A 20,356-nucleotide genomic window follows, 5' to 3' on the forward strand; every position below is an offset into this window, starting at 1 on the left:
ACCGCGTTTTCCTCACCTGATCTGATCAAGGATGTACCGATGAACCCGCACGTGGAACGTACTGAAATCCTGGTCATCGGCGCCGGTCCGGCCGGTTCCGTGGCCGCTGCGATGCTGCGCCAGCAGGGCCGCCAGGTGCTGATCCTGGAGCGCCAGCAGTTCCCGCGCTTCTCGATCGGCGAGAGCCTGCTGCCGCAGAGCATGGAGTACATCGAGGCCGCCGGGCTGCTGCAGGACGTGGTGCAGGCCGGGTTCCAGTACAAGAACGGTGCCGCGTTCGTGCGCGGCGAAGCGACCACCGAGTTCGATTTCCGCGACAAGTTCTCGCCGGGCTGGGGCACCACCTACCAGGTGCAGCGCGCCGACTTCGATGATGTGCTGGCGCGCGGTGCCGAGCGCATGGGCGCCACGCTGCGCTTCGGCGATGAAGTGCTCTCGGTGCAGCCCGGCCGCCCGGCACAGGTGCAGGTGCGCCGCCCGGATGGCAGCGAGTACACCATCGAGGCCGGTTTCATCCTCGACGCCAGCGGTTTCGCCCGGCTGCTGCCGCGTCTGCTGAAGCTGGAGTCGCCGTCGAACTTCCCGGTGCGCGGCGCGATCTTCTGCCACGTGCGCGACCACATTCCGGCCGGCGCGGGGTTTGACCGCAACAAGATCCTGATCACCACCCATCCCGAGCACGTGGACGTGTGGTACTGGACGATTCCGTTCTCCAATGGCTGCTGCTCGCTGGGCGTGGTCGCCGAGCCGAGCTTCTTCGAGCGCTACGCCGGTACCGATCTGGAGAAGCTGCAGGCCATCGTCGGCGAAGACCCGAACCTGACCCGCCTGCTCAGGAACGCCGAATGGGCGGTGCTGCCGGTGCGCACCATCACCGGGTATTCGGCCAACGTCTCCTCATTGTGGGGCGAGGGCTATGCGCTGCTGGGCAATGCCGGCGAGTTCCTGGACCCGGTATTTTCGTCGGGCGTGACGATTGCCTTCAAGTCGGCGCAGCTGGCCAGCGAGTGCCTGGCGCGCGAGCATGCCGGTGAGACGGTGGATTGGGAGCAGGCGTTCTCGGTGCCGCTGCGTGCCGGGGTGAAGACCTTCCGTCGTTTTGTCGAAGCCTGGTACGCCGGTGGCTTCCAGAAGATCATCTACCATCCCGATCCGCAGCCGGAGGTGCGCCGCATGATCTCCTCGATCCTGGCCGGCTACGCCTGGGATACGCAGAACCCGTATGTCGCCGATGCCACGGGCCGGCGCCTGCGCGTGCTGGAGGAACTGTGCAGCGCCTGATCCTGACCCTGTTGCTGAGCCTGCTGCTGGCCGCGTGTGCCAGTACCCGCATGCCCACACCGCTGGTGCAGCTGCCCACGCTGCAGCTGGCACCGTCGGCATTGCCGCAACCGGTGCAGCTGCAGCAGCGCCTGCAGTTCCGCTTCGGCAGCCACCAGCGCGAGCTGGATGCGCTGCTGGAAGTGGACGCCGAGCAGGTGCGGCTGGCTGTACAGGCGATGGGCCAGACCGGCGTGCGCATGGTCTGGGACGGGCAGCACCTGGAGCAGACCCGTGCGCCATGGCTGCCACCGCAGGTGCGCGGCGAACGCGTGCTGGACGACCTGCAGTTCGCGTTGTGGCCGGCGGCGGCGATCCGCGCCGCGCTGCCCGCCGGCTGGACCCTGCAGGAGACCGATGGCGTGCGCAGCCTGGCACAGGACGGCACGCCTTGGCTGGTGCGCGACACGCTGCCCGATGGCCGTGTGCGGCTGCGCAACCTGGCCGAGGGCTATGAACTGGTGATCGAATCGATGGACATGGGGCAGGGCCAAGAGTGAGCAGCAGCGCGGTCTATCTGAACGAGCTGGGCGTGATCTGCGCGCTGGGTGCCGACCGCGCCCAGGTGCGCGACGGCCTGTTCGCGGCGCAGCCCGGCGGCCTGCGCGACAACGCTGCGATCCTCCCCGGGCGCACGCTGGCGCTGGGCGAAGTGCATGCGCCGCTGTCGGACCTGTCCGCCCTGCCGGTGGCCCTGCGTGGCCGCAACAACGGCCTGCTGGACGCGGCGCTGGAGCAGATCAGAGAGGGCGTGGCTGCTGCCGTGGCGCGCTTTGGTGCCGCGCGTGTGGCGGTGATCATCGGCACCAGCACTTCGGGCATCGGCGAATCGGAGAACGCACTGCGTACGCATCACCGCGATGGTGTGTGGCCGGTCGATTTCCATTACGCCCAGCAGGAAATGGGCACCGCCGCGCGCTTCGTGCGCGAGCGGATCGGCAGCACGGGCCCGGCGTGGACGATCTCCACCGCCTGTTCGTCCAGTGCCAAGGCGCTGATGTCGGCCGCGCGCCTGCTGCAGGCCGGCGCGGTCGATGCCGTGGTGGCCGGTGGCGCCGATTCGATGTGCCGGTTCACCGTGGCGGGTTTCAGCGCATTGGAGTCGGTCTCGGCGGCGCGCTGCAATCCGTTCTCCGTCAACCGCAATGGCATCAACATCGGCGAGGGCGCGGCGCTGTTCCTGATGACCCGTGAGCCGGGCCCGGTGCGGCTCTCCGGCTGGGGGGAATCCTCCGATGCGCACCACATGTCCGCGCCGGATCCGCAGGCACGCGGGGCGATCGATGCGATGCAGCAGGCGCTGGACCGGGCCGGCCTGACGGCCGCGCAGATCGACTACGTGAACCTGCACGGCACCGCCACCGGCCACAACGATGCGATGGAAAGCCAGGCGGTCGCCGCCGTGCTCGGTACGCAGGTGCCGGCCAGCTCGACCAAGCCGCTGACCGGGCACACGCTGGGTGCGTCGGGCGCGATCGAAGCGGCGCTGTGCTGGATGACACTGGCCGACAACCCCGACCAGCAGTTGCCCACCCACTGGTGGGACGGGCAGGCCGATGACGCCTTGCCGGCACTGGCGCTGGTGGCACCGGGGACGCGCGCCGTGCAGCCGCTGCGGCACGTGCTCAGCCACTCGTTCGCCTTCGGCGGCAGCAATGCCGTGCTGGCACTGGCCAAGGGATGAGCATGCCGCTGCCCCCCGACATCGACGCCGTGCTTCCGCACCGCGACAGCATGCGCCTGATCCACCGCGTGGTGGCCTGCCAGGACGAGTCCATCGCGGTCGAGGTGGACGTCCCGACGCAGGGTCTGTTCTGCACCCCCGACGGCGTGCCCGCCTGGGTCGGGGTCGAATACATGGCCCAGGCGATCGCCGCCTGGGCCGGGTGCCGCGCCTGGCAGGCCGGTGCGGAACCCTCGATCGGCTTCCTGCTCGGCAGCCGTCGTTACACCGCCCACCAGCCATACTTTGCCGCCGGCAGCTGCCTGCGGGTGGAGGCGAACTGCGAGCTGTTGGGCGAGAATGGCCTGGGCATGTTCGCCTGCCGGATCCTGGCGGGCGATATCGAAGTGGCAGTTGCCAACGTTTCCGTGTTCCAACCCACGGATGCAGCGGCCTATCTGGAGAGTGGAGAGGCATGACAGGGAATTTGACCGTGCTGGTGACCGGCGCCAGCCGTGGCATCGGCCGTGCCGTGGCGCTGCGTTGCGCGCGCGACGGCTTCGACGTGGTGGTGCATTGCCGCAGCCGCATCGAGGACGCGCAGGCCGTGGTGACCGAGATCCAGGCGCTGGGCCGGCAGGCCCGGGTGCTGATGTTCGACGTGAGCGACCGCGATGCCGCGCGCACTGCGCTGGAAGCGGACATCGCCGAGCACGGCACGTATTACGGGGTGGTCTGCAACGCCGGCATCGCCCGCGACGGTGCCTTCCCGGCGATGCCCGCGGAGGACTGGGATGCGGTCATCCACACCAACCTGGACAGCTTCTACAACGTGCTGCACCCCCTGGTGATGCCGCTGGTGCGCCGGCGCAAACCGGGCCGCATCGTGACCTTGTCCTCGGTGTCCGGCCTGGTCGGCAACCGCGGCCAGACCAACTACAGCGCGGCCAAAGCCGGCATCATCGGCGCCACCAAGGCGCTGGCGCTGGAGCTGGCCAGCCGCGCGATCACCGTCAACTGCGTGGCCCCCGGGCTGATCGAGACCGAGATGGTCAATGAAGAAGTGGTCGAGCACGCGCTCAAGCTGATTCCCGCCAACCGCCTGGGCCAGCCGGAGGAGGTCGCTGCGGCCGTGTCCTTCCTGCTTTCCGAGTCGGCCGGCTACATCACCCGCCAGGTGATTTCGGTCAACGGAGGCATGGTCTGATGGCCCGCCCCGACCGTCGTGTCGTGGTCACCGGCGCCGCTGCCATCAGCCCGCTCGGGCAGGATTGGGCGAGCATCCGCGCGCGCCTGCAGGCGCGGACCAATGCGGTGCGCTACATCCCCGAGTGGGAGGTCTTCGATGGCCTCAACACCCGCCTGGCTGCACCGGCGGAGGATTTCGAACTGCCCGCCAACTACAACCGCAAGACCACCCGCAGCATGGGCAAGGTGGCGGTGATGTCGGTGCGTGCCACCGAGCTGGCGCTGGAGGCGGCCGGTCTGCTCGGCCATCCGGTGCTGCGCAGTGGCATGGCCGGCGTGGCCTATGGCTCGTCCTCGGGCAGCCACGAGGCCACCGCCGAGTTCGGCCGCATGCTCCATGAGCACACCACCGAAGGCATCAGCGCCACCACCTACCTGAAGATGATGAGCCATACCTCGCCGGTGAACATCGGCGTGTTCTTCGGCTTGTCCGGCCGCGTCTACACGACTTCCAGCGCCTGTACTTCGGGCAGCCAGGGCGTGGGTTCGGGCTATGAAGCGATCCGCAGCGGCAAGCAGACGGTGATGGTCACCGGCGGTGCCGAGCAGCTCGACGCCACCGCCGCGGCGGTGTTCGACACCCTGTTCGCCACCAGCGTGCGCAACGATACGCCGCAGACCACGCCCAGCCCGTTCGATGCGCACCGCGATGGCCTGGTGCTGGGCGAGGGCGCCTGCACGCTGATCCTGGAAGAGCTGGAGCATGCGCAGGCACGCGGCGCCACGATCCTGGCCGAAGTGGTCGGCTACGGCACCAACAGCGACGGCCAGCACGTCACCCAGCCCAGCGCCGGCACCATGGCCCAGGCGATGCGGCTGGCGCTGGAAGATGCTGACCTGGCTGCCGATCGGATTGGCTACGTCAACGCGCACGGCACCGCCACCGAGCACGGCGACATCGCTGAAACCCAGGCCACCCACCAGGTGTTCGGCCCGGGCATGCCGATCAGCTCGCTCAAGAGCTACGTCGGGCACATGCTCGGGGCCTGCGGCGCCTTCGAGGCCTGGCTCAGCATCGAGATGATGCGCGACGGCTGGTTCGCCCCGACCCTGAACCTGCACGAGGTCGATCCGCGCTGTGGCGCGCTGGATTACATCGACGGCGAAGGGCGCGCATTGCAGACCGACTACGTCATGAGCAACAACTTCGCCTTCGGTGGCATCAACACCTCGTTGATCTTCCGCCGCTGGCAGGACTGACCGCTGTTTCCGGCCCGCCGTGCGGGCCGGCCGTTTCCGTAGACCCCTCGCGTCCCCCCAACAAGGAGAAAGTTGAATGCGTCGTTTTGCCCTGATTGCCGCCACCGCCCTGCTGGCTGTCGCCAGCACCGCCCAGGCCCGCGATACCCGCGTGGAGCAGTCGCTGCATGAGCTGGTCAATTCCGCCGAAGCCCGCAATGTGGGCATCGACGGCAGCGTGAAGTTCTATCTGGCCGGTGAGAAAGTCAGCGTGCTGCAGCGCCTGGGCGAGGATGTCACCAACAAGAAGACCAACGCGGCCAACAAGAGCGACGCCGAAGCCTGCCGCTGGGTGGCCCTGTCGGCGCTGCGCGCGCTGCAGGATGGCGCCAAGTCGCGCGGCGCCAACGCCGTGGTCGACATCGTCAGCTACTACAAGAAGAACGAGTTCAAGAGCACCACCAACTACGAATGCTATGCGGGCACGATCCTGGCCGGCGTGGCGCTGAAGGGCACCTACGCCAAGGTGAAGTAAGCACGCGCGACCACCGCCCCTCGGGCGGTGGTCGGTGCAAAGCGACGTATTCATCACGGCGGCATGGGCAGACTGCAGCGGCGCCCAGCTGAACGACATCGCGACATTGATGAACCTGATGCTGTCGCGCGACGGAAAACCGACAGGGGACAGTGCACGCAGCTTTCACCTGTGCCAGCTTTCCTCCACAATCAATGTCATTCACTACCCTGGGCAAAGCCCTGCGGCATGCAAGCCTACGTCTATAAAAGCCAACGCAAGCAGGACAGCTTCGTCTATCTCGCCGTTCGTGATGACTTCTCGGTCATCCCTGACGCGGTGAAGGCCTCGCTGGCGCCGTTCCAGTTCGTTCTCGAAGTGGCCCTGACTCCCGACCGTCGCCTCGCCCAGGCCGATGCCGCACAAGTGCGCCAGAACCTGACCGAGCGCGGCTTCCATCTGCAGTTGCCGCCGCCACCGCTGACGCCGGTCCGGATGCCGCGACGCAATGACTGACCCCCAACGCCCTCGCGCCGTTGCCTCCGCTGCCGCGCTCGGTGTGCTGCTGGCCCTGGCTGCGGCCATCGGTGGCGTGCCCGGTGCCGTATGCGCCGCGCTGGCCCAGCCGGCGTTCGCGCTGGCGATGTCGTGGTGGCGCCGGACCCGCCCCGTGCTGCCGCTGCCGCAGGTGGCCCGGCAGGATGTGCCGGCCCTGCTGGCGTTGTGGTCCCTCGGCCCGTTGCTGTTGACCCTGCTGGTGGCCTGGCCGCTGGGAGCGCTGCATGACAGTGGCAGCCTGGCGGCCGTGCTGGGCCTGAGCGTGGCGGTCAGCGCCGCGCTGCTCGGGGTCTGGCGGACCTGGCCGTTGTGGAATGACGTGGAACGCAGCGAAGGCAGCCTGGCCCGCCATTGGCAGACCCTGGCCGGACGTGACCTGACCGCCTGGCGCGGCCTGGCCGTTGCCGCGCTGGTGGTACTCGTGTGTGCGCTGGTGGTGTTGCCGGCATGGCCCGGGCTGGTGTCGGAGGCGCTGCGCTGGCCGATCGCCGGTGCCGTCGTCGTGCTGTCGCCGTTGGCGCATCTGCTGCTGCAGGCGATCGCGTCGGCCGACGCGTTGACCGCGACGCTGCCGGCGCAGACCCGTGATGCGCGCGAGGATCCGTTCGCCGAGCCGTATGCCGAGCCCACGCCGCTGGAATCCATCGGCCTGCACGAACAGCAGCCGGCGCTGTACGACGCCGCGCGCAGCGGCCGGGTCGACCGCGCCCTGCAGTTGCTGCAGGCCGGTGCCGATCCGCACGGGCTGCCCGATCCGGCCTGGCGCGACCAGCGCAGCCTGGCCGTGCTCGCAGCCGTGCTGCCCGACCTGCGCCTGCTGCGTGAACTGATCGCCCGCGGCGTCGGCGTCAACGCGCCGCATCGCGGGATGACCCCGCTGCTGGCCGCCACCCGCGACAGCTGGCACGGCCGCCCCGAGGCGGTGATGACCCTGCTCGCCAACGGCGCCGACCCGCGTGCAGTGGACAGCGAAGGCAATACCCCCCTGCATCACGCCGCGCGCAGTTCCGACCCCGGCGTCGCCGCGTTGCTGCGCGATGCCGCTGCCGAAGTGGATGCGCTGAACGACGATGGCTGGTCACCGTTGGCTGTGGCCTGCCAGGTCGGCAACTGGCGCCTGGCCAAGTTCCTGCTGGAACGTGGGGCCAGGACCGAGCCGGCCGAGGGCACGCCCGTGCTGCTGGCTGCCGCCGGCACCGAAGAAGATGATCCGGCCGGTGTGCAGCTGCTGCTCAAGCACAAGGCCCGCGCCGATGCGCGCGACCGCCAGCGCCGCAGTGCCCTGCACGAAGCCGCGCTGGCCGGCCATGTCGACATCATCGACGTGCTGCTCGCTGCGGGCGCCAATCTGGAAGCCCGTGACGCACTGGCGCGTACCCCGTGGCTGGAAGCCGCGCGGGGTGGCCGTGCCGGCGTGGTCGAACACCTGCTGCCGCACCACCCCGATCTCAATGCCGTCGATGGCGAAGGCCGCAACGCGGTGCTGCTGGCCTGCATGGCCGAGAACGTCTCGCCGCTGTTGATCCGCCGCCTGCGTGACCTGGGTATCGCCGTCGATGTGGCCGATCCGCAGGGCCGTCGTGCGGTGGACATCGCTGCTGGCGCCGGGCGCTGGGCGATCGTTTCGCTGCTGGACCCCGCCTATCCGCTGCCGTCCGCGGTCAGCGACGGGCTGGTGATGTCCGGCGACAGCGATGCGGCCTCGCCCTCGCTGCCGGATCGTCCACCGCTGGAACTGCTGCGCGAAGCGCTGAGCTTCGGCAACGTGGAGGGCATGGCCGCGCTGGCCCGCCTGTGTGCGCCGGAGGAACTGGGTGCGCTGCTGCACGACGCCGAACTGGCACTGGATCCGCAGGCGCTGGACTGGCTGCTCGCCCACGGCGCGGCGCCGGAGGTACTGGATGCCTGCGGTGACACCCCGATGTTCGCGCTGCTGGCGCGGGGCATCGACGCGGTGCCTGCGCTGCAGATACTGCTGCGCCGTGGCCTGTCCCCGGCCGGTCGCGGTGGTCTGGCGCGTCTGCTGAGCGCCTGCGCCCAGCACGACCATGCCTCACGCGGGCTGGAACAGCTTGCGCTTGAACTGCTGGAACGCGGCGCGGATCCATTCGCGCCGTCGCCGGCCGGTGATCCGCCGCTATCGCTGGCCGTGCGGCTGGGCTGGCTGCGCCTGCAGCAGGCCCTGCTTACCCAGGGCGTGGACCGCGAAGCACGCGACAGCCATGGCATGACCGCTCTGCATCTGGCCACCGCGCTCGCGCGCGAAGGCTCGATCAAGCTGCTGGTGCAGCAGGGCGCCTCACCGGAAGCCCGCGCCGCCGACGGCCAGACCCCGCTGGGCGTAGCCCTGTCGATCGGCCGCCGCGATCTGGCCGACTGGCTGGACTGGCGGGTGTGGCCGTTGCCCCGCCGCGCGCTGCGCGACGGCGACCTGCCGGCGGCCGCGATGACCGGTGACGCCGATGCCGTGCGTCGCCTGATCGATCTCGGCTTCGGCGTTGATGTGGTCGACGCCCAGGGCTGCACCGCGTTGCTGCGGGCCGCCGGTGGCGGGCACCTTGCCGTGGTCGACCTGCTGCTTACCCGTGGCGCCAATCCGCAGCACGCCGCGGCCAGTGGTGCGACGCCGCTGTCGGCGGCGGTCAGCATGCGCCAGATCGATATCGTCTCGGCCCTGCTCGATGCCGGTGCCGAACTGGAGTACCGCCTGCCGGGCGGCGTCACGGTGCTGATGCTGGCCTCGGCGCTGGGCCTGCCGGACATCGTTTCGCGCCTGCTCACCGCCGGTGCCAACGTACACGCGGGCGATGCCCAGCAGCTCGGCCCGCTGCACTGCGCTGCACTGTACGGCTTCAGTGCGCGCGACCGCTCGCGTCTGCTCGCCCTGCTCGACACGCTGCTGCTGGCCGGGGCCGAACCGGACCAGGCCGCCGCCGGCTCGGTCACGCCGCTGTTGCTGCTGCTCGGTGCCCGCGCCGAACCAGGCACCGCCTGCGATGAGCAGATCGTGCTCGCCGCGGTGGAGCGCCTGCTCGACGAAGACGTGTCGCTGGAGGTGCGCGATCCGCGCGGTTTCGGCCCGCTGCATCTGGCAGCCCTGCACGGGCTGCCGCTGCTGGTGCAGCGCCTGCTGCGTGCCGGTGCCGACCCGGATGTGCGCGACGCGCTCAACCGCAGCCCGCGCGAGATCGCGGTGATGCGCGGTTTCATCGACGTTGCCGGCGAGTTCGAACCGCTGGTGCCGGGCGTGTCTTCGATGGCCCGGTTCCTGCGCGACAACGGCTGAGCAGTTCAGACAAATTCCGCTGCCGTCTCTGGTCTCCTCATGCGGCCGGGCTGAGTTGTTCGGGCCTTCTTTCATCCGCGTCGCGAGAATGACGAGGGTGATTACCTTTTTTGGCGCGGCGAAGGGTGAGTCGGGCGCTGGGCCGCGCTGCCCTTGCCGGCGAATGTCCCCCGGCGCCGGCCTGCGGACATTTGCCGAGGGGCCTGCCGGCCGCTACGGGGCGTCACGCTCGCGATCCACACCCTTCCCATCACTCTCCGCATCCGCCTCGAACAGATGCATCAGGTCCGCACGCGCATCGCGCGAGGTCTGGATCACCGCCGCTTCGTCGTCGTAGACCAGGTACTGATCGCGCAGCAGCTTCTCGTCGTGCTCGCGGAAGCGTTGCACATGGCTGCGCGCACTCTCCACCGACATGCCCAGCGCGATCAGCATCCGTTCGCTCAGTTCCAGGCTGGTCCCGAACACCTCGCGGAATGGTTCGGCCGACATGTCCATCAGCCGCCACGCATGCTGGCGGTTACGCGCGCGCACCAGCACCACCGCATCCGGATACATGCGCCGGATCAAACGCGTGGCCCGCATGTTGGCGTCTGGATCATCCAGCGTGACCACATACACGCGGATATGTTCGCCGCCGGCGGCACGCAGCATTTCCGGCCGGGTCGGGTCGCCGTAATAGAGTTTGTTGCCGAAGCGGCGCAGGTCCGAGACCGTATCCGGATTGGACTCCAGCGCCACGAACGGGATCTTCTGCGCGGTCAGCAGGCGCGCGACCACCTGGCCGAAGCGGCCCATGCCGGCGATCATCACCTGTGGCTGCACATCGGTGATATCGACCTTGTCCGCTGGCGGGGCACTGGCCTTGGGGCCCTCGTCACGACCAAGCAGGCGGATCAGGCCGATCATCAACAGCGGCGTGATCGCCATCGACAAGCCCACAATCGCCACCAGCCGATCATGGTTCGCACTGCCAAGCAGATGCGCGCGCTGCGCCTCGTTGAACACCACGAACGCGAATTCGCCGCCAAGCCACAACACGCTGCCCAGCAGCACCGCATGGCGCGTGCGCAGCTTGGCCAGCTTGCCGATGCCGAACAGCAGGCCGAACTTCACCACCAGCAGGATCGCCACGCCAGCGGCGATCATCATCGGCTCGGCGACGATGCGGTCCAGGTCGATGCCCATGCCCACGGCGATGAAGAACAGCCCGAGCAGCAGGCCTTTGAACGGCTCGATCTGCGATTCCAGCTCGTGGCGGAACTCCGAATCGGACAACAGCACACCGGCCAGGAACGCGCCCAGGCTCGGGCTCAAGCCGGCTTCCTGCATGAACCATGCGGTGCCCAGCACCACCAGCAGCGCGGTGGCGGTGAACACTTCCGGGCTGCGGGTGCGCGCAATGATGTTGAACAGCCGACGCAGCACCGGCCGGCCGCACAGGATCACCACCGCCAGCGCGCCGATCGCGATGGCCACGTCGTTCCACTGCAGGGTGTCGTTGCGCGCACCGCCGAGCAGCGGAATCGCCGCCAGCAACGGGATCGCGATCAGGTCCTGGAACAGCAGGATGGCAAAGCCCAGCCGGCCGTAATCGCTGTTGATCGCTTTGTGCTCGGAAAGCAGCTGCAGCCCGACCGCGGTGGAGGACAGCGCCAGCGCGATGCCGACGATGAGCGCGCTCTTCCACTGGAAGTGATCCAGCATCAGCAGGCTGCCCAGCACGAGGGCACTCAGCGCGACCTGCAGTGCGCCGGCACCGAACACCGAGCGGCGCATCACCTTCAGGCGGGCGGGCGACAGCTCCAGGCCGATCACGAACAGCAGCATCACCACGCCGATCTCGGCGGCGCTGAGGATGCGGTCGGCGTCCTGCACGAAGCCCAGGCCATCCGGACCGAGCACCACGCCGGCCGCCAGATAGCCGAGCACCGCGCCCAGGCCGAGTTTCTTGAACACCGGCACCGCGATCACCGCAGCCAGCAGCAGCACCAGGGCCAGCTCGAGCGCGCCGCTATGCATGGAGGAACCTGCTCATGAGGGGTGTGTGCCGTGCGGGTGGAAGACCTCCCCGGGCGGCCCGGGGCCTGTGGCCGGGGCCACGCGCCATTATGCGGCCGCCATGGGCGCACAAGGCGACTGCCACCGGAACGGCGTCCCGGACAAGGGTTGACCTGCGTCACACCCGGGTCCAGACTGCCCGCCGCTGCTGGCGTCCGCCGTCGGCAGTAAACCCTTCCGGAGTCCCCAACCCATGTCCAGCGACAGTAGAAGTCGACCTTGCTCGACGCCAGCGATGGCCACCGCCTGACACGGGTCGGTTCGCCAGCGTTGGCGTCGCGCAATGCGATACCCACAGGCGAATACGATGAACCAGAAAGACCTGCTGCGCCCGGTGGCCGATGCCGCCTCGTTGAGCGCACCCCTCGATAATTTCAACACCGCCGATGCGGTGGAATTCCTCAACACGCTGAGCCTGTCGCGCGCCGCCGACACGCTGGCCGCGTTGCCGTTGCCGCGTGCGGTGAAGATGCTCGAGCAGCCCGAACTCAACCGCGGCGGCGATCTGGTAGCGGCCATGCCGGTGGCCCGCGCGGCCGCCCTGCTCGGGCTGATGGCCGATGACCGCGCCACCGATATCGTCCACGAACTGGACGAGGACGAGCGCGCGCGCCTGATCCCGCTGCTCAGCCCGGAGGCGCGCAAGGCGATCCAGCAGCTGCTGAGCTACCCGGCGCACACCGCCGGCGCGCTGATGACCACCGAGTTCGTCAGTGTGCCCTCGGACTGGACGGTCGGGCGCACCCTGCAGCACATCCGCGAGGTCGAGCGCACCCGCGAGACCGTGTACGCGATCTACGTGCTGGACCCGCACACCCGGGCGCTGGTGCAGGTGGTCACCATGCGCCGGCTGATCACCGGGCTGCCTGAGGAGCCCATCCTCGACGTCGCCCAGGTCAACCCGCCGGTGACGGTGGATGTGCAGCTCGATCAGGAAGAGGTGGCGCAGCTGATCCGCCGCCATGACCTGCTCGCGATCCCGGTGGTCGACGCGCAGCACCATGTGCTGGGCATTGTCACGGTGGATGACATCCTCGATGCCCTGATCGAGGAATCCACCGAGGACGTGCACAAGTTCGGCGGCATGGAGGCGCTGGAAAAGCCGTACATGCAGATCGGGTTCTTCGAGATGCTGCGCAAGCGGGCCGGCTGGCTGAGCGTGCTGTTCCTCGGCGAAATGCTGACCGCCAGCGCGATGCAGCACTACGAAGACGAACTGGCACGCGCGGTGGTGCTGACGCTGTTCATCCCGCTGATCATGAGCTCGGGCGGCAACTCCGGCTCGCAGGCGACCTCGCTGCTGATCCGCAGCCTGGCCCTGCGTGAGCTGCGCCTGCGCGACTGGTGGAAGGTGGCGCTGCGCGAGGTGCCGACCGGCATCACCCTGGGGGCGATCCTGGGCGTGCTGGCGATCATCCGCATCGTGTCCTGGCAGCTGCTGGGCCTGCACGACTACGGCGAGCACTGGCAGCTGCTGGCACTGACCATCGGCGCGGCACTGGTCGGCATCGTCACGTTCGGCTCGCTGTCCGGCTCGATGCTGCCCTTCATCCTCAAGCGCCTGGGCTTCGACCCGGCCAGCGCCTCGGCCCCGTTCGTGGCCACGCTGGTGGACGTCACCGGCCTGGTCATCTACTTCAGCATCGCCGCGATGATCCTGCGCGGCACCCTCCTTTAACAGGGACGGAGGTCGTTAATAACAGGGACGGGGGTGATTATTAATCACCTCCGTCCCTGTTACTGTCTGGTCGCATGAGCACCTACCACCTGCAAGCTGTCTTCCGCCCGCAGTCGGTCGCCGTGATCGGCGGCAGCCCACGTGAACGCTCCGCCGGCCGCGCGGTGATGCGCAATCTGCGCGGCACCGGCTTCCCCGGCAAAGTGGCCTGGATCAATCCGCGTTACAGCGAGATCGACGGCATCCGCACGGTGAAGCGGCTCAAGGATCTGGACTGGGTGCCGGAGCTGGTGGTCATCACCGCCCCGGCCAGCATCGTGCCGCAGGTGGTGGCCACGGCCGCCGAGCGCGGTGTCAGCGCGGCGATCATCCTCACTGCCAACCTGGGCGAAGGCCCGGGCTCGCTGGCCGCGCAGGTGGAGGCGGCGGCACGCCCCAAGGGCCTGCGCATTCTCGGCCCGCACTGCCTGGGCGTGATCGCCCCGCATGCGCGCTTGAATGCCAGCATCGCCGCGCACTTCCCGCAAGCCGGCGATCTGGCCCTGATCTCCGAATCCAGCGCGATTGCCGCGGCCCTGGTGGAGTGGGGTGTGGCGCGCTCGGTCGGTTTCTCCGCCGTGGTTTCGCTCGGCGACACCCTTGATGTCGACTTCGGCGATCTGCTGGACTACTTCGCCACCGATTACCGCACCCGCGCGATCCTGCTGTACGTCGAGCACATCCGCGATGCGCGCAAGTTCATGTCGGCCGCGCGTGCCGCGGCGCGCGCCAAGCCGGTGGTGGTGGTCAAATCCGGCCGCCACATCCGCATCAATCCCGATGCCGATACCCACGTGCAGGCGCTGGCCAGCACCGATGCGGTCTATGGCGCGGCATTCAACCGCGCGGGGCTGCTGCGCGTCAGCGCGCTGGACGAGCTGTTCACCGCGGCCGAAACACTGGGCCGGCTCGGCACCTTCCCGGGGCGTCGCTTGGCGATCCTGAGCAACGGCGGCGGGGTGGGGCGGCTGGCGGTGGATCAGCTGCTGGCCCTGCGCGGCAGCCTGGCCGAGCTGTCGCCGGCCACCGTCGCCCAGCTCGATGCGGTACTGCCGCAGGGCTGGTCGCGCAGCAATCCGGTCGACATCGTGGTCGATGCCGACGGCGACCGCTACGCCGCGGCGATCGAAGCGCTGATGTCCGATACCGAGAACGACGCCGTGCTGGTGGTCAACGTGCCGACCGCGTTCACCTCCTCGGCCGATGCCGCGCAGGCGCTGACCCGCACGCTCGGCCTGCGCCCGCGCCACCATCGCGACAAGCCGGTGTTCGCGGTGTGGCTGGGCAACGACGATCGTGCCACCGCCACCCTCAATGCCGCGCGCGTGCCGACCTATCCGACCGAAGCCGAGGCGGTCCGCGGCTTCCAGCATCTGGTGCGCTACCGCGACGCGCAGGCCGCGTTGATGGAAACCCCGCCCAGCCTGCCCGAGGATTTCGTGGTCGATACCGCCGGCGCCCGCGCGCTGGTGGAGGCCGCACTTGCCGCCGGCCAGCAGTGGCTGGACCCGATCGCCACCCACCAGCTGCTCAGCGCCTACGGCATTCCGTCGGCGCCGGTGATGCAGGCCCGTGATGCCCACGAGGCGATGGACCTGGCCCAGCCATTGCTGGAGCAGGGTGCCACGGTGGCGATCAAGGTGTTCTCGGCCGACATCCCGCACAAGTCCGATGTCGACGGCGTGCGCTTGAACCTCAGTACCCTGCAATCGGTGCATGCGGCGGCCACCTCGATCATCGCGCGCGCGCACGAAAAGCGACCCGATGCGCGCATTGATGGCGTGCTGGTGCAGCCGACCATCGTGCGGCCCAAGGCGCGCGAGCTGATCGCGGGTATCGCCGACGACCCGACCTTCGGCCCGGTGATCGTGTTCGGCCGTGGCGGCACCGCGGTCGAAGTGATCGACGACAAAGCGATCGCCCTGCCACCGCTGGACCTGCGCCTGTCGCATGAACTGATCGGGCGCACGCGCGTGTCGCGCATCCTCAAGGCCTACCGCGATGTCCCGGCCGCCGACGAACGCGCGGTCGCGCTGATCCTGGTCAAGCTCGCCCAGTTGGCCGCCGACATTCCCGAGATCCGCACGCTCGACATCAATCCGCTGCTGGCTGACCGCGACGGCGTGATCGCACTCGATGCGCGCGTGGCGATCGAACCGTCCCGCAAACTGCACAAGGGCCGCGGCCACCCACGCTTCGCGGTATTCCCGTACCCGAAGGAGTGGGAGCGCACCATCACCCTGTCCGACGGCGCCCCCGCCTTTGTGCGTCCGGTCCGCCCCGAGGACGACGCGCTGTTCCGCGCCTTCTTCGCGCGCGTCACCGATGACGACCTGCGCCTGCGCTTCTTCCAGTCGGTGAAGCACTTCAGCCACGAGTTCATCGCGCGCCTGACCCAGCTCGACTATGCCCGCTCCATCGCGCTGGTGGCGATCGATCCGCGCAGTGGCGACATGCTCGGTGCCGTGCGCCTGCACGCTGATGCGGACTACGACCGTGGCGAGTACGGCATCCTGATCCGCTCCGACCTCAAGGGCCATGGCATCGGCTGGCGGCTGATGGCGATCATGATCGAGTACGCCCAGTGGCTCGGCCTGAACATCATCGAAGGCCAGGTGCTGCGCGAGAACAGCACCATGCTGGCGATGTGCCAGAGCCTGGGCTTCAAGACCCGGCTCGACCCGGACGATTCGACGGTGATGGTGGTGACCCTGCCGGTGCAGGACGTGCAGGTGCCGCAGGCGCCCGATCCTGCAACGCACTGAGCCGATCGCGGTACGGCGCGTGCACGTGGGCGGGGCGACAATACGGAATGACCGATCGCCTCCCCCTGCTGCTGCTCCCCGGCCTGCTCAACGACGCTGAACTCTGGCGTGCGCAGATCGCCGACCTGTCCGATATCGCCGAGTGCATCGTGGGCGACCAGACCCGCGGCGAGACGATGCAGGCCGTGGTCGACGACGTGCTGGCGCAGGCGCCCGAACGTTTCGCCCTGGCCGGTTTTTCCCTCGGCGGCTTCGTCGCCCAGCAGATCCTGCGCACCGCGCCGGAGCGGGTGCTGCGGCTGGCCCTGATCGATACCTCGGTCCATGCCGACTCGCCCGAGCGCGCCGCGCAACGGAAGACACAGCAGGCAAGCGTGCGTCTGCCCGGAAAGTTCCACGGCTTCGGCGACACGTTGATGCGCAGCTACATCGATGCCTCGCGGCTGGATGATGACGTGCTGGTACAGCGCGTACGCGACATGACCGCGCGGCTGGGCGCGGAGGTGTTCCTGCGCCAGAGCGCACTGGACCGGGAGGATGGCCATGACGTGCTGGCCGGGTACCGCGATCCGCTGTTGATCGTGTGCGGTTCGAACGACCGCATCACCCCGCTGGCGATCAGCGAGGAGCTGCATGCGCTGGTGCCGGATTCAACCCTGGTGGTGCTGCCCGATTGTGGCCATCTGGCCCCGATGGAGAAGCCCGACGAAGTCAGCGCGGCAATGCGGGACTGGTTGCTCCGGTAGGTGCCGGCCGGCGGCCGGCACGCACCATCCCGCGCCCGACCAGCGGTCGGGCGCTGTCCATCAATCCCAGGCCGGCGCGATCCCCTCCGGATTGGCCAGGCGATGTCCGCGGTCCAGCGTGGCGATCTGCGCCATGTCCTCATCGCTCAAGCGCAGTTCCGCAGCCAGCAGATTGCCGGCGAGATTGTCGCGCTTGGTCGAGGACGGAATGACCGCAAAGCCCTGCTGCAACGCCCACGCCAGCGCGACCTGGGCCGGGGTGGCCTGATGACGCGCGGCGATGGCCTGGATCACCGGCTCCTTGAGCACTTCGCCGTAGGCCAGGCTCATGTACGCGGTGACGTGGATGCCCTGGTCCTTCAGGAACGCGATCAATGCGCGGTTCTGCAGGTAGGGGTGGACTTCGATCTGGTTGGTGGCGATCGCATCGGCCCCGAGGATCTCGATGGCCTGGCGGGTCTGGGCGATGGTGAAGTTGGAGATGGCGATCTGCCGGGTCAGGCCCTGCGACTTGGCCTCGGCCAATGCACCGAGATACTCGGCCATCGGCACCGCATCCTTCGGCGACGGCCAGTGGATCAAGGTCAGCTCGACGTGGTCGGTGCGCAGCTTGCGCAGGCTCTCGCGCAGACTCTCCAGCAGCGCGTCGTGGTGGAAGTTGGCGATCCAGATCTTGGTGGTCAGGAACAGATCGTCGCGGGCCACGCCGGACTCGGCGATGGCCTGGCCGACCTCGCCTTCGTTCTCGTAGATCTGCGCGGTATCGATGGCGCGGTAGCCGACATCCAGTGCGTTGCGCACCGAGTCGATCACGGTCTGGCCCTTCAGGCGGAAGGTGCCGAGGCCGAAGGCGGGAATGCTCATGGAAACTCCTTCATGGGGGTGAGGTGCAGGCTACGCCGTGCACCGTAAGGCGACGTAGAGCCGACCGTTTGTCGGCTGCGGTTGCGTGAAACGAATCGTGGGTCGGCTGTTGTCGCGTGATGCCGACCGTCGGTCCGACGTCGGGATCGATCAATGCGCACTCACGGCGATGCCTTCGGCGCGGTCGGCAACCCCATCGCGGCGGTCCAGGCTGCCACTCAGCACGGTCAGTCCAAACGCACCCATCACCACCAGCGCACCCAGCCACGGGGTGTGCATCAGGCCGAAGTGTTCGACCACCAGCCCACCCAGCGAAGCACCGAGCGCGATGCCGACGTTGAACGCGGCGATGTTCAGGCCCGAGGCCACATCGACGGCCTGCGGGGCGAACCGCTGTGCCTGCTTGACCACGTACACCTGCAGCCCGGGCACGTTGCCGAAGGCCACCGCGCCCAGCGCCAGCACGGTCAGCAGCACCAGCCAGGTGTTGTAGGCGGTGAAGGTGAGCACGAACAGCACGGCAGCCAGCAACGCGAAGATCAGCTTCAGTGCCGGGATCGGGCCGCGGCGGTCGGCCAGGCGGCCGCCCCACAGGTTGCCGATCGCCACCGACACGCCATACACCAGCAGCACGCCGCTGACCGCGTTGGCCGAGAAACCGGTGACGTCCTGCAGGATCGAGGCCAGGTAGGTGAAGGACAGGAAGGTGCCGCCGTAGCCGAACGCGGTGATCGCATACACCAGCAGCAGGCGTGGCTGTGCGAGCACGGCGAGTTGCTGGCCAAAGGTGGCCGGCGCGCTGCGCTGCAGATGACGCGGCACGAACAGCAGGCTGCCGATCAGCGCGATCACACCCAGCGCGGCCACGGCCAGGAAGGTGGCGCGCCACCCCAGGTGCTGGCCGATGAAGGTGCCCAGTGGCACGCCGGTCACCAGCGCCACGGTGAGGCCGGTGAACATGATCGCAATCGCGCTGGCGGCCTTTTCCTTGGGCACCACCGAGGTGGCGATGATCGAGCCGATCGAGAAGAACACGCCGTGCGCCAGGCCGGTCAGCACGCGCGCCACGATCAGCGAGCCGTAGCCCGGGGCCATCCAGGCAATCACGTTGCCAAGGGTGAACAACAGCATCAGCGCGACCAGCAGGGTCTTGCGCGGCACGCGGCCGGTCAGCGCGGTAAGCACCGGCGCACCGACCGCCACGCCAAGCGCATACAGCGACACCAGCAGGCCGGCCGAGGGCAGGGTGACGCCGAGGTCGGCGGCGATGGTCGGGATCAGGCCGACGATGACGAATTCAGTCGTGCCGATGGCGTACGCACCCAGCGTCAACGCCAACAAGGCCAAGGGGATACCACGGGACATGGACGGATACCGGTGGGAGTAAGGCTGCGCAGTCTGCGCGCCGCACTCTTGCGGAAAAAGCGGTCTTCACGCCAATCACTGTTGCCCCATGGTCAATAATGGCGCGTCTCCGCCTGGCCGCCCCCATGAAAACCACCCTCGATGAGATGCAGGCCTTCATCGCCGTGATCGACAGCGGGTCGATCACCGCTGCCGCCGAGCACCTGGGCCAGACCCCCTCCGGGGTCAGCCGCGCCCTGGGTCGGCTGGAAGAAAAGCTCGGCACCACGCTGCTGACCCGCACCACGCGGCGTCTGCAACTGACCGAGGAGGGCGATGCCTTCCTGGCCCAGGCCCGCGCGATCGTGGCCTCGGTGGAGGCGGCCGAAGAGCAGATCGCCGCGCGGCGCCAACGCCCGGCCGGGCGCCTGCGCGTGGATGCGGCGATGCCGTTCGTGCTGCACGTGATCGCCCCGCTGGTGGGCAGCTACCGCACGCGCTATCCCGACGTGGCACTGGAGCTCAACAGCAGCGAGCGTTACATCGACCTGCTGGAGCGGCGCACCGATGTGGCCATCCGGATCGGCCCCTTGGCCGATTCCACCCTGCATGCGCGGCCGCTCGCCCACAGCCGCCTGCGCGTGATGGCCAGCCCGGCCTACCTGCAGCAGCACGGCACCCCGCGCGATGTGGCGGCACTGGGCGCGCACACCCTGCTGGGCTTCAACGAGCCCGATTCGCTCAACCACTGGCCACTGCCCGGCGCGACCGATGCGCTGCTGCACGTGCGCCCGGCGGTGGCGGTCTCCAGCGGCGAAACGCTGCGCCGGCTCGCGCTGGAAGGGGTGGGCATCGTCTGCCTGTCCGACTTCATGACCCACCGCGACCGCGAGGCCGGCACTCTGGTCCAGCTGTTGCCCGACCTCACCGTGGAGGTCCGCCAGCCGATCCACGCCGTGTACTACCGCAACACGGCGGTCTCGGCGCGGATCAGCTCGTTCCTGGATCACCTGGCCGAGACCATGGTGGGCACCCCCTACGTCCGGTAGTGCCGGCCGCTGGCCGGCTCCCTCGCGATATCTGCTGCATCC

The 20,356-nt window shown here is 68.7% G+C and carries 16 protein-coding genes; 13 read left to right on the forward strand and 3 right to left on the reverse strand.

Features of this window, described 5'->3' with window-relative positions; genetic code table 11:
* The first annotated feature begins 39 nt into the window (after window positions 1–39).
* The 9 genes from ACWV8V_RS12290 (at window position 40) to ACWV8V_RS12330 (ending at window position 9,768) form a co-directional block, all read left to right on the forward strand.
* A complete protein-coding gene (locus ACWV8V_RS12290) occupies window positions 40–1,281 on the forward strand; it encodes an NAD(P)/FAD-dependent oxidoreductase (protein ID WP_123729838.1) in 1,242 nt (413 codons plus the stop codon).
* On the forward strand, window positions 1,269–1,820 hold the full coding sequence (locus tag ACWV8V_RS12295; RefSeq protein WP_259261971.1) for a DUF3261 domain-containing protein: 552 nt from the start codon (window positions 1,269–1,271) through the stop codon (window positions 1,818–1,820). Before ACWV8V_RS12290 ends, ACWV8V_RS12295 begins: the two co-directional genes overlap by 13 nt.
* Window positions 1,817–3,004 (forward strand): beta-ketoacyl-ACP synthase, encoded by a 1,188-nt coding sequence (locus tag ACWV8V_RS12300; RefSeq protein WP_259261972.1) that lies wholly within the window; start codon window positions 1,817–1,819, stop codon window positions 3,002–3,004. The genes ACWV8V_RS12295 and ACWV8V_RS12300 overlap by 4 nt, the downstream gene beginning before the upstream one ends.
* A 2-nt stretch (window positions 3,005–3,006) precedes the next feature.
* Complete coding sequence (locus ACWV8V_RS12305; protein ID WP_259261973.1) at window positions 3,007–3,462, forward strand: hotdog family protein; 456 nt, start codon at window positions 3,007–3,009, stop codon at window positions 3,460–3,462.
* Window positions 3,459–4,190: a 3-ketoacyl-ACP reductase FabG2 gene (locus ACWV8V_RS12310; RefSeq protein WP_121040865.1), complete on the forward strand. Its 732-nt coding sequence runs from the start codon at window positions 3,459–3,461 to the stop codon at window positions 4,188–4,190. The genes ACWV8V_RS12305 and ACWV8V_RS12310 overlap by 4 nt, the downstream gene beginning before the upstream one ends.
* Window positions 4,190–5,431 carry a beta-ketoacyl-ACP synthase gene (locus ACWV8V_RS12315; RefSeq protein WP_259261974.1) on the forward strand — a complete coding sequence of 414 codons (1,242 nt, stop codon included), beginning with the start codon at window positions 4,190–4,192 and terminating at the stop codon, window positions 5,429–5,431. Before ACWV8V_RS12310 ends, ACWV8V_RS12315 begins: the two co-directional genes overlap by 1 nt.
* A gap of 76 nt (window positions 5,432–5,507) precedes the next feature.
* Complete coding sequence (locus ACWV8V_RS12320; RefSeq protein ID WP_265308622.1) at window positions 5,508–5,945, forward strand: excinuclease ATPase subunit; 438 nt, start codon at window positions 5,508–5,510, stop codon at window positions 5,943–5,945.
* Between the two features lie 228 nt (window positions 5,946–6,173).
* A complete protein-coding gene (locus tag ACWV8V_RS12325) occupies window positions 6,174–6,440 on the forward strand; it encodes a YcgL domain-containing protein (RefSeq protein WP_123729843.1) in 267 nt (88 codons plus the stop codon).
* Window positions 6,433–9,768: an ankyrin repeat domain-containing protein gene (locus tag ACWV8V_RS12330; protein WP_259261976.1), complete on the forward strand. Its 3,336-nt coding sequence runs from the start codon at window positions 6,433–6,435 to the stop codon at window positions 9,766–9,768. Before ACWV8V_RS12325 ends, ACWV8V_RS12330 begins: the two co-directional genes overlap by 8 nt.
* Before the next feature lie 213 nt (window positions 9,769–9,981).
* Here the strand turns inward: ACWV8V_RS12330 and ACWV8V_RS12335 are convergent, their stop codons facing one another.
* A complete protein-coding gene (locus ACWV8V_RS12335) occupies window positions 9,982–11,790 on the reverse strand; it encodes a monovalent cation:proton antiporter-2 (CPA2) family protein (RefSeq protein WP_259261977.1) in 1,809 nt (602 codons plus the stop codon).
* A gap of 346 nt (window positions 11,791–12,136) precedes the next feature.
* Here ACWV8V_RS12335 and mgtE point away from each other — a divergent pair, with 346 nt between their 5' ends.
* The 3 genes from mgtE (at window position 12,137) to ACWV8V_RS12350 (ending at window position 17,057) form a co-directional block, all read left to right on the forward strand.
* The gene (gene mgtE, locus ACWV8V_RS12340) at window positions 12,137–13,507 is read left to right on the forward strand and encodes a magnesium transporter (protein WP_121040852.1); all 1,371 of its coding nucleotides are present in this window, start codon (window positions 12,137–12,139) and stop codon (window positions 13,505–13,507) included.
* Between the two features lie 74 nt (window positions 13,508–13,581).
* Entirely contained in the window at window positions 13,582–16,311 is a 2,730-nt protein-coding gene (locus ACWV8V_RS12345; RefSeq protein ID WP_259261978.1) for a bifunctional acetate--CoA ligase family protein/GNAT family N-acetyltransferase, read from the forward strand.
* Window positions 16,312–16,358: 47 nt separating this feature from the next.
* Window positions 16,359–17,057, forward strand: coding sequence for an alpha/beta fold hydrolase (locus ACWV8V_RS12350; protein WP_455899839.1), 699 nt, complete (start codon window positions 16,359–16,361; stop codon window positions 17,055–17,057).
* A 60-nt stretch (window positions 17,058–17,117) separates the two neighbouring features.
* On the opposite strand, the gene dkgB is transcribed toward ACWV8V_RS12350, so the two are convergent.
* Window positions 17,118–17,921 (reverse strand): 2,5-didehydrogluconate reductase DkgB, encoded by an 804-nt coding sequence (gene dkgB / locus ACWV8V_RS12355; protein WP_455899840.1) that lies wholly within the window; start codon window positions 17,919–17,921, stop codon window positions 17,118–17,120.
* A gap of 150 nt (window positions 17,922–18,071) precedes the next feature.
* Window positions 18,072–19,286 carry an MFS transporter gene (locus tag ACWV8V_RS12360; RefSeq protein ID WP_455899841.1) on the reverse strand — a complete coding sequence of 405 codons (1,215 nt, stop codon included), beginning with the start codon at window positions 19,284–19,286 and terminating at the stop codon, window positions 18,072–18,074.
* A gap of 125 nt (window positions 19,287–19,411) precedes the next feature.
* Between ACWV8V_RS12360 and ACWV8V_RS12365 the strand changes: the two genes are divergently transcribed.
* A complete protein-coding gene (locus ACWV8V_RS12365) occupies window positions 19,412–20,314 on the forward strand; it encodes a LysR substrate-binding domain-containing protein (protein WP_455899842.1) in 903 nt (300 codons plus the stop codon).
* Window positions 20,315–20,356 lie beyond the last annotated feature (42 nt).

It is taken from the genome of Stenotrophomonas sp. Ker107b (assembly GCF_053847245.1).